Source organism: Candidatus Regiella insecticola LSR1 (assembly GCF_000143625.1).
Lineage (GTDB): Bacteria > Pseudomonadota > Gammaproteobacteria > Enterobacterales > Enterobacteriaceae > Regiella > Regiella insecticola.
This window is the reverse complement of sequence record NZ_GL379722.1, coordinates 1-10,687: the sequence shown is the minus strand read 5'-3', so window position 1 is coordinate 10,687 and position 10,687 is coordinate 1. Positions and strand designations below refer to the sequence as shown.

Annotated in this window: 6 protein-coding genes and 1 pseudogene; all 7 read left to right on the top strand. The window is 42.0% G+C overall.

Going from position 1 to position 10,687, the window contains the following annotated elements; translation table 11 throughout:
• Window positions 1-38 precede the first annotated feature (38 nt).
• The gene (gene serC, locus REG_RS10045) at window positions 39-1,130 is read left to right on the top strand and encodes a 3-phosphoserine/phosphohydroxythreonine transaminase (RefSeq protein ID WP_006705542.1); all 1,092 of its coding nucleotides are present in this window, start codon (window positions 39-41) and stop codon (window positions 1,128-1,130) included.
• Window positions 1,123-2,412, top strand: coding sequence for a 3-phosphoshikimate 1-carboxyvinyltransferase (aroA, locus tag REG_RS10040; protein WP_006705541.1), 1,290 nt, complete (start codon window positions 1,123-1,125; stop codon window positions 2,410-2,412). Before serC ends, aroA begins: the two co-directional genes overlap by 8 nt.
• A gap of 436 nt (window positions 2,413-2,848) precedes the next feature.
• Window positions 2,849-3,574 (top strand): (d)CMP kinase, encoded by a 726-nt coding sequence (cmk, locus tag REG_RS10035; protein ID WP_039908860.1) that lies wholly within the window; start codon window positions 2,849-2,851, stop codon window positions 3,572-3,574.
• Window positions 3,575-3,775: 201 nt separating this feature from the next.
• Window positions 3,776-5,431 (top strand): 30S ribosomal protein S1, encoded by a 1,656-nt coding sequence (gene rpsA, locus REG_RS10030; protein WP_006705539.1) that lies wholly within the window; start codon window positions 3,776-3,778, stop codon window positions 5,429-5,431.
• A gap of 239 nt (window positions 5,432-5,670) precedes the next feature.
• Window positions 5,671-5,925: an HU family DNA-binding protein gene (locus REG_RS10025; protein WP_407078957.1), complete on the top strand. Its 255-nt coding sequence runs from the start codon at window positions 5,671-5,673 to the stop codon at window positions 5,923-5,925.
• A 532-nt stretch (window positions 5,926-6,457) separates the two neighbouring features.
• Window positions 6,458-8,745, top strand: a pseudogene (locus REG_RS10020) (ComEC family protein).
• A 167-nt stretch (window positions 8,746-8,912) separates the two neighbouring features.
• Window positions 8,913-10,661, top strand: a complete 1,749-nt coding sequence (gene msbA / locus REG_RS10015) for a lipid A ABC transporter ATP-binding protein/permease MsbA (protein WP_006705536.1) — start codon at window positions 8,913-8,915, stop codon at window positions 10,659-10,661.
• Window positions 10,662-10,687: the final 26 nt, after the last annotated feature.

Here is a 10,687-nt window from a genome sequence, read left to right as displayed (position 1 = left end):
ATTTGGCTATAATCGGTAATTAACGAATAGGTGATCAAATGCCCTCTGTTTATAATTTTAGCGCTGGACCAGCCATGTTACCTGCAGAAGTGCTTCTTAAGGCTCAGCAAGAGTTATGTCATTGGCAAGAACTTGGCGTTTCCGTCATGGAAATTAGCCATCGTAGTAAAGAATTTATGCAAGTGGTTCAGGAATCAGAGAAAGATCTGCGTGAATTGTTAAAAATTCCTGACAATTATAAGGTACTGTTTTGCCATGGAGGGGCTAGAGGCCAATTTGCGGCGGTCCGCTCAATATTTTGGCTGAAAAAAAAACAAGCGGATTACATTGATAGCGGTTACTGGGCACGTAGCGCGATCGACGAAGCAAAAAAATATTGCACTCCCAATGTCATTGATGTCGTCATTACTGATACGGCTGGCAAGGTGGGTATTAAGCCGATGAAGGACTGGTCATTAGATGACAACGCCGCCTATTTGCATTACTGCCCGAATGAAACCATCGAGGGCATCGCTATCCATGAGCAACCCTGTTTTGACAATAAAAAAGTGGTGGTTGCGGATTGCTCTTCCTGTCTGCTTTCCTGCCCTATTGATGTTGAACGTTATGGTGTCATTTATGCCGGTGCACAAAAAAATATTGGGCCAGCGGGGCTAACATTAGTCATTATACGGGAAGATCTGTTAGGGCATGCGCACCCGCTAACGCCCTCTATTTTCAATTATAATGCCTTAGCTGAAAAGGATTCTATGTTTAACACCCCGCCAACCTTTGCCTGGTATTTGGCAGGTCTGGTCTTTAAGTGGTTGCTAAAACAGGGGGGGCTTGAGGCGATGGAAAAACGCAATCGCGTTAAAGCCGAATGGTTATATTCTGCTATCGATAACAGCAAATTATATCGCAATAATGTAGAAAAACATTATCGCTCATGGATGAATGTGCCTTTTCGGCTGCTTGATCCTGCATTGGAAGCGCTCTTTTTTGCAGAGGCTGAAAGCGAAGGATTAAAGGCACTAAAAGGCCATTCAGCAGCAGGAGGGGTGCGAGCGTCTATTTATAATGCGATGCCAATTGAAGGTGTGAAAGCTTTGACCGCTTTTATGTCTGAGTTTGAACGCCGTCATGGTTGAATCGCTTAGGCTACAACCGATACCGTTAATCAATGGCACCGTCAAATTACCTGGCTCAAAAAGTATATCCAATCGTGTATTGCTTTTAGCCGCATTGGCAAGCGGTACGACCCAAATCGACAATTTGCTAGACAGTGATGATACGCGCCATATGCTCAAAGCGTTAACAACACTGGGCGTAAAATACCGACTTTCCGCTGATGCCACTCAATGTGAAATCGATGGTCTTAGTGGGCTAATGCATACTGATAAAGGGAAAAAATTATTTTTAGGCAATGCTGGCACTGTACTGCGACCCTTGACGGCGATACTTTGCCTGGGTAACAGTGAGGTTATTTTGACCGGTGAGCCGCGTATGAAAGAACGGCCTATTGGCCATTTAGTAGATGCTTTACGTCAAGGGGGCGCACAAATAGATTATCTCGAACAGCACAATTATCCCCCCCTTCGTTTAAAAGGTGGTTTTTCTGGTGGCACATTAACGCTTGATGGCAGTCTGTCTAGCCAATTTCTAACTGCCCTATTACTGGCCGCCCCTTTGGCTATTCAAGATACTGATATTCAGATTCAAGGCAATCTGGTATCCAAACCCTATATTGATATCACCTTGCATTTAATGAAAATATTCGGTGTTGAGGTTCGCAGGAAAAATTACCAACACTTTTACATTAAAGGGAGGCAAACTTATCGATCACCGAAGAAATATTGGATTGAAGGTGATGCTTCGTCAGCTTCCTATTTTTTGGCCGCAGCGGCAATTAAAGGGGGCAAAGTTCGCGTGAAGGGTATCGGAAAAAAAAGCATACAGGGTGATATCGAATTTGCTAATGTGTTGCAGCGAATGGGGGCAACAATCCACTGGCATGATGATTACATTGAATGCTGTCGTGGCCAATTGCAGGGTATCGACATAGATATGAATCACACCCCTGATGTTGCTATGACCCTTGCGATTACGGCGCTATTTGCCACAGGATCAACCACTATTCGTAATATTTATAACTGGCGGATAAAAGAAACTGATCGTATTTATGCCATGACGACAGAATTAGAAAAAGTGGGTGCAAAAGTTATGGCCGGAAAAGACCACATTTGCATTGTGCCGCCACAAAAATTAATTTTTACTACTAAAATAAACACTTATAACGACCATCGTATGGCGATGTGTTTTTCACTACTCGCATTATCAGATAACCCAATCACCATCTTAAATCCTAATTGCGTTACTAAAACATTCCCTGATTATTTTCATAATTTAACCGCATTAAGCTTATGTATTTGACATCCTCTCTGCCATGTTTGATATACCCTTCGCCTTTCAAGTTATGGCTTTATTGTCTGCGGGTGCTAGCCTCATGGTATGTCTACGCTCATCGGTCGGTCGCCCTGGGCGCCTTGTCGTAACTCTAAATTCATTAAACCTCTTTGGAAACCTACCGAGTGATACGAATCCTGCGTTGCCCGGTGCGCGCAATCCTCATGTACTCGCATGGCAACGAAGGTTGCTGTGCGCCGGGCGCCTTGGCTTCGCATCACTCGCTACAGTTTCGAAAGAGGTCTATTGGGTATATCTCAAATATTTTAAACTTCAGCATCTCGGTTTTTTTAGAGACTATTCGAAAATTCTAGGGTAACACTTAGTCAAGATACAGCGTATAATGCTGCGCCAGTGATTGCCCTCTAGGGTGAACACGAGGTTCAGCGAAAAGGAGAAAAAAATGACGGTAATACTCCCAGTGATAACCGTTGATGGGCCAAGTGGTGTAGGTAAAGGTACGCTATGCAAAGCATTAGCAGAATTGCTAAAATGGCATTTACTGGATTCAGGAGCTATCTACCGTGTACTCGCCGTGGCAGCGTCACACCATCAGCTGGATATCAACACTGAAGAGGCGTTAGTTCCCATTGCAGAACATCTCGATGTTCGCTTTGTTTCAAATAACAAGCAGTTACAAGTCATTTTAGAAGGTGAAGATATCACCAATGAAATTCGTACTGAAGCTATAGGTAAAAGTGCATCGCAAGTGGCAACCTTCCCGCGAGTACGGGCTGCGCTTTTACTTCGCCAACGGGCATTTCGTAAAAAGCCTGGTTTAGTTGCCGATGGTCGCGATATGGGAACAGTAGTATTCCCTGATGCTCCCGTTAAAATATTCCTTGACGCTAGCGTGCAAGCACGCGCGCATCGGCGTATGCTACAGTTGCAGGCAGAAGGGGTTAATGTTAGCTTCGAGCGCCTTTTGGTTGATATACAGGAACGTGATAATCGTGATCGTAGTAGGTTAATTGCCCCCTTAATCCCTGCAGCTGATGCATTAATACTAGATTCAACTAATATGTCCATTGAACAGGTGATTAATGCATCATTGGCGTATATTGAAAGAAAACTGCCGATGGGGCAGGCAGTGCAAGATGCTGCAAAGTACAGCCATACAAAGTTTTAGCAATAGCATGGTGTTATAGTCGAATCAGCCTAATTTGATTCAAGGCGAAGGGTATATTGATGACACTATGAATTAGTCGGTATTTATGTTAAAGAACATTTTATCCTTACTGCAAAGGATGTGTAGTGAGGTAGATAAACAACCCTATTTGGCGGGATGCTGAATAGACGTTAAATTTCACAACCCTTGAAGATTATTAACATGACAGAATCTTTCGCTCAGCTCTTTGAAGAATTCCTAAAAACAATTGAAACACGTCCAGGCTCTATTGTTCGTGGTGTTGTTGTTTCTATCAATAAAGATACCGTCCTGGTGGATGCCGGTTTAAAATCAGAATCAGCAATTCCAGTAGAACAATTTAAAAATGCACAAGGTGAACTAGAAATTCAAGTTGGTGATGAAGTTGACGTTGCGCTAGATGACATAGAAGACGGTTTTGGTGAAACACGCTTATCTCGTGAGAAAGCTAAACGCCACGAAGAATGGGTAAGGTTAGAAAAAGCCTATGAAAAAGCGGAAACCGTTACAGGTATCATCGACGGAAAAGTAAAAGGTGGTTTTACTGTCGCACTGAACGATATCCGTGCTTTCCTGCCTGGTTCATTGGTCGATATACGCCCTGTTCGAGACACTCAGAATTTGGAAAACAAAGAGCTTGAGTTCAAAGTCATTAAATTAGATCAAAAACGTAATAATGTTGTCGTTTCTCGTCGTGCAGTGCTTGAAAATGAAAATAGTGCTGAACGTGATCAATTATTAGAAAGCTTACAAGAAGGCGCGATTATTAAAGGGGTGGTTAAAAATCTAACCGATTATGGCGCTTTCGTTGATTTGGGCGGTGTTGATGGCCTATTGCACATTACTGATATGGCCTGGAAACGGATAAAACACCCTAATGAATGTGTCTGTGTGGGTGACGAAATAAACGTTAGAGTACTGAAATATGATGCTGAGCGTACACGTGTATCGCTTGGCTTGAAGCAATTAGCTGAAGACCCATGGGTTTCTATTGCGCTGCGTTATCCAGAAAGCAGCAAGTTAAAAGGGCGAGTGACGAATCTGACTGATTATGGCTGCTTTGTAGAAATTGAAGAGGGAGTGGAAGGTTTAGTGCATGTTTCTGAAATGGACTGGACCAATAAAAATATCCATCCTGCTAAAGTTGTCAGCCTTGGTGACGAAGTTGAAGTTATGGTGCTCGATATTGATGGTGATCGGCGTCGTATCTCGCTTGGCCTGAAACAGTGTAAATGTAATCCTTGGCAGAAATTTGACGAGACTCATAAGAAAGGTGATTGTGTTAAAGGGAAAATCAAATCTATTACTGATTTTGGGATTTTTATCGGTTTAGAGGGTTTCATCGATGGCTTAGTTCACCTGAGTGATATTTGTTGGCATAAATCAGGAGAAGACGCGGTTCGTAAATACAAAAAGGGCGATGAAATCGAAGCTGTTGTTTTACAAGTCGATGCAGAACGTGAACGTATCTCCTTAGGTGTTAAACAATTAGTAGAGGATCCCCTTAGTGATTTCCTGTCAGAAAAAACAAAGGCACCGTTGTTAAGGGTAAATTTAGCGCTTGATGCTAAAAGTGCTACAATTGAGCTGGCGCCTGGTGTAACAGGCAGCATGCGTGTTTCTGATGCCATGTCGAATTTGAAAGTTGGTGACGAGATTGAGGCACAATATACAAGTGTTGATCGTAAGACCCGCAAAATTGTTTTATCTGCTTGCACTAAGGATGAGAGCAATGAAAAGGATGCGACTAAGCCTCCTGTTGCCAACAATAGTAAGCAGGAAGAAACTGGTTCTTCTAACGCTATGGTTGAAGCATTCAAAGCAGCCAAGGGAGAATAAGGTAGCAGCGAGATCGATTTTTTGTCTCTGAATATACCCTTTGTCTTTGAAGTTGCCGCTAGGCGGCTAGGGCGTGAGACCCGATGAGCGTAGACATACTACCTGATGAGGGCGAGGGCTCGCAGCCAACAACGCGGCGGCTTCAAAAGCGAAGGGGATAGCTGGTTTTATTTAAGAAACTTGGAGGTGATATGAACAAGTCTGAATTGATTAAAAGACTTCATAAGCGCCTCTCTCATATGTCTTTTAAAGACGTAGATGAAAGCGTGGGAGAGATATTTAGGTTCATGATTGCTACATTGGCTAAAGGTAATCGTATCGAGATCCGAGGATTTGGTAGTTTTTGCCTCCACTATCGAGCCGCTCGTACTGGTCGTAATCCAAAAACTGGGGAGCCAGTTGAGTTACCTAGTAAATATGTTGCCCATTTTAAACCAGGTAAAGATTTACGTGCTGGTGTGGACTCTGCTGCTAGACCCTCTGTAGCGTCTTAACTTTCAATATGATCAGAAATCAAACGGTACTACATAGTGCCGTTTTTTTATTATCTTTTTGCAAAATAAACTTATATTTTGCAAGTAATATATCCAATGAATTTTGAATTATAGCCAAATCAATTTAATTTGATTTAAGTGTTGTCGTCGCTTGCCGTACTATTTGTACTGTCCGCACTTCTCCGCCTTGAATCAAATTAAACTGATTCGGCTATACGGCTATACGGCTATACGGCTATACGGCTATACGGCTATACGGCTATACGGCAATCAATCGAATCCTCGAAGTGTACAAGTAGTACATGACAGGGATGCGTGATCGTTGCCAACGCGGCTGTAACTTGAAAGGCGAAGGGTATACACTTTAACTTTATATTCCTCCTCCTATTATTCGAGCAATATCACAATATTCCCTTAATTTTTGTTCTTTCCTTCAAATAAATTTCGATCCGCTTCTAGCTATATGGCTTAAGCGATAGAAAAAAATGGCAATGATCAGACACTTCCTTTACTACATAGCTCTAAGAGGGGCATGGCTATCGTCTTATCATTAACCAAAGCGGCATTGGCTATTTTATCGCAATTACCAGGGCATAAATTATTCGTGAGCCTGATGGTATTGACAATAGCCCTTTGGGTCAGCAATAACGTGATATGCCGATATTTTTCATTAGCCATTATTAGCTTTCTTTGGGGATGTTGGCATGGAACCACATTGCTAACACAGATTAATATCCTATCCCAAGGAGATAGCAATATTATTGCTACGGTTAAAAGTATTAATCTTTCGGATGATAATAAACAGCATGACAAGCAAAAAGTCGTATTGGCGATTAATCAGATTGATGGTCGACGTTTGTTTCCACCAGTCAGGGTCTCTGTCATTTGGCCTGATGAGCTAAAACCATTTTGTGCTGGGCAACAGTGGAAACTAAAATTACGAATGAGACCCATACACAGCTTACTTAACCAAGGGGGATTTGATAGCCAACGTTGGGCAATCGCTAACCGTCAGCCTTTATCAGGAAAAATAATTAGCTCAAATATAATTAATAATAATTGTAATTTTCGCCAAAAAATCATTAGTGGTATTAAACGCCAAATAGGCATCTACAACTACCATCCTATTTTACTCGCATTAGCCTTTGGTGAACGGCATTTGCTTGATCAAAAAAATTGGCAGCAATTACGGCAAACAGGTACTGCCCATTTGATGGCTATTTCAGGATTACATATTGCTGTAGCTGCGTCGTTTGGCGCATTACTGGCCAGAGCGATACAATTTTTTTTCCCTGCCAATTGGGTAGGCGTAGGTTTTCCATTATTTTTTTCATGGTTAATGGCAATATCTTATGTGTGGCTAGCTGGAGCTAGTCCCCCTACAATGAGAGCAGCATTAGCGTTAACGCTATGGCTAACATTACGTGGTTTTGGTGTCTTATGCGGTGCATGGCAGGTTTGGATATGGACACTTGCGTTGATTCTAGTTACTGATCCACTAGCAGTATTATCAGATAGTTTTTGGTTATCATGTTTGGCAGTAGCCGCTCTCATTTTTTGGTGGAATTGGGTACCCCTCACTTCGGTTAGATCACAAACTAACCCCGCTGACCGAAAAAATTGGCGCAATTTACCGCTCCGCTGGCTACATTTGCAATTAGGTATGTTGCTATTACTGATGCCGTTACAAGTCGGGTTATTTCATGGCGTTAGCTTGTCTGCTCTAGTTGCGAATATGTGGGCGGTGCCGATCGTATCGATTATTACTGTACCGGCGGTACTAATGGCACTGCTCACCAGTCTAATGCCCGCCGTTGCCTCATGGTTATGGTACGTCGCTGATTTATCGATTAATATGATATTTTTTCCTTTAAATACGCTACAAAAAGGCTGGTTAGCTGTTGGAAAAAATTCAATATTAGCCAGTTACAGTGGATGGTTAGCAGTAATCATTTGGCGTTTTCAATGGTGGAAAAGTCATTCGATTGCGGTATTAGTATTATGTCTCGTTTTGTGGGGATTTTCTTACGGGAAGCAAGAGTATCGTTGGCGGGTTGATATGCTGGATGTTGGGCACGGTCTGGCTGTTGTCATTGAGCGCGCCGGTAAAGTGATAATCTTTGATACAGGAATGCAATGGAGTGCAGGTAGCATGGCATCGAAAGTCATATTACCTTATCTTAGTTGGCGGGGTCTTCATGTTGAACAGATTATTCTCAGTCACGATCACAGAGATCATACTGGCGGATTGGCTGAACTTATAGAGGCATTCCCACAGGCGGATATAAGAGCACCTTTTTTTCGGCGGGAGCAATTTATGCTTTGTAGACGCGGAGACAGTTGGCAATGGCAGGGCTTAAATTTTGAAGTGCTCTGGCCAGGAAGTTTGACACAAAATAGTAAAAATGATGATTCTTGTGTTATTCGTATTGATGATGGTAAACATAGCGTATTATTAACCGGTGACTTAGAAAATAAGGGAGAGTATCAAGTGATACGTGAGCATGGCGGTAAACTTGATTCAACCATTTTACAAGTTCCTCATCACGGCAGTAAAACTTCATCTACTCCGCCTTTCCTGCGTTCAGTGAAACCTGCATTGGCATTGGCATCTGTCGCACGTTATAACTCATGGCGATTGCCGTCAAAAAAGGTACGCTGCCGCTACAAAAAAAATAATATTGCTTGGCGTGATACTTCAGTTTCTGGACAAATTAGCCTGTTTTTTTCGATAATAATTGGCAAGTGAGTGGCTATCGAGAGCAGTACATGCCTCGTTGGTACCATCAATGGTTTGGCGCCAGAGAGTATGATGAATAAAAGAAACTACTGATAAAACTGGTGTGCGTCAGCGGCACGCAATTTCGCTAACAGGGTGGCACATCCCACAAAGCATGCCGAATAGTTTGCGGCCTAACATGGTACTGGGCGCATAAATTTTGTAATAAATCTCATGATCTGTTAATTCTTCAGGGACCCGTTTTTTAATGATAAATGATCACGACCTCTCCACTTGGAAAACTTTCCGCCGTTTTTGGCCGATGATAGCTCCTTTTAAAACAGGCTTAATCGTAGCTGCGATAGCGCTAATTTTTAATGCAGCCAGTGATATTTTTATGTTGTCGTTGCTAAAACCATTATTGGATGAAGGTTTTGGTAAAACAAATAGCTCAATTTTGACCTGGATGCCTCTAGCCGTGATTGGTCTGATGCTAGTACGAGGTATAACAAGTTTCATTTCAACCTACTGTATTTCATGGGTTTCCGGTAAAGTTGTCATGTATATGCGTCGTCGATTATTTAGCCACATGATGGGTATGCCGGTAGCATTTTTTGATCAGCAGTCTACTGGGACGCTGCTTTCACGTATTACTTATGACTCTGAGCAGGTTGCCGCTTCTTCTTCTAACGGATTAATTACAGTGGTGCGGGAAGGTGCCTCTATTATCGGCCTTTTCATCATGATGTTTTATTACAGTTGGCAATTATCATTAATTCTGATCGTTATCTCGCCTATTGTTTCATTGGTAATTCGTGTGGTATCCAAACGTTTTCGCAATATCAGTAAAAATATGCAAAGTATGATGGGGCAAGTGACCACGAGCGCAGAACAAATGCTGAAAGGACACAAAGAAGTTTTGATTTTCGGCGGCCAAAAAATTGAATCAGAGCGTTTTAATGCGGTAAGTAACCGAATGCGGCAGCAAGGAATGAGAATAGTTTCTGCCTCATCAATTTCTGATCCTATTATTCAATTAATTGCTTCCTTTGCACTCGCTTTCGTATTGTATGCTGCGAGCTTTCCTAGTGTGATGGAAACCTTAACAGCGGGGACTATTACTGTGGTTTTTTCGGCCATGATGGCATTGATGCGCCCATTAAAATCGCTAACAAATATTAATGCTCAATTTCAACGAGGTATGGCTGCTTGTCAGACGCTATTTGCCATTCTAGATACAGAACAAGAAAAAGACGAAGGTAAATTAGAAGTAAAGCGGGTAAAGGGAAATATTGAATTTCATAATGTCACTTTTTGTTATCCAAACAAAAAGATCCCTGTACTCACTAGCATTAATATAGATATTCAGGCAGGCAAAACAGTGGCACTGGTTGGACGTTCTGGCGCCGGAAAATCGACGATAGCCCATTTACTCACTCGTTTTTATGATATTAATAAGGGCAATATTCTAATCGATAAGAGAGATTTGCGTGATTATAAATTAGATTCTCTACGTAATCAGATCGCATTAGTATCACAGAACGTATATTTATTTAATGATACGATAGCGAATAATATTTCTTATGCTAGAGACAAACAATATAGCCGTGAAAAAATAGAAAACGCGGCAAAGATGGCGCATGCCAGCGATTTTATTGAAAAAATGGAAAATGGGCTTGATACTGTGATTGGCGAGAATGGTGTAATGCTATCAGGTGGTCAACGTCAGCGTATTGCCATTGCACGCGCTCTGCTGCGTGATTGTCCGATATTGATTCTTGATGAGGCCACCTCGGCATTAGATGTTGAATCTGAATATGCCATTCAAGCTGCATTGGATGAATTACAAAAAAACCGTACCTCATTAATTATTGCCCATCGCTTATCCACTATCGAAAAGGCAGATGAAATTTTAGTCATAGAGGATGGCCAGATTGTCGAGCGAGGCCAACATCGAGAGTTATTAGCGAAAAAAGGGGTTTATGCTCAGCTTCATCGTATACAATTTAATCCATGATTGAATACCTTTGGTTTGGCCGATCA

Bases quoted from the DNA above. Each gene is read 5' to 3' on its own strand.
- serC (WP_006705542.1), top strand. From the start codon at position 39: ATGCCCTCTGTTTATAATTTTAGCGCTGGACCAGCCATGTTACCTGCA.
- aroA (WP_006705541.1), top strand. From the start codon at position 1,123: ATGGTTGAATCGCTTAGGCTACAACCGATACCGTTAATCAATGGCACC.
- cmk (WP_039908860.1), top strand. From the start codon at position 2,849: ATGACGGTAATACTCCCAGTGATAACCGTTGATGGGCCAAGTGGTGTA.
- rpsA (WP_006705539.1), top strand. From the start codon at position 3,776: ATGACAGAATCTTTCGCTCAGCTCTTTGAAGAATTCCTAAAAACAATT.
- REG_RS10025 (WP_407078957.1), top strand. From the start codon at position 5,671: ATGTCTTTTAAAGACGTAGATGAAAGCGTGGGAGAGATATTTAGGTTC.
- msbA (WP_006705536.1), top strand. From the start codon at position 8,913: ATGATAAATGATCACGACCTCTCCACTTGGAAAACTTTCCGCCGTTTT.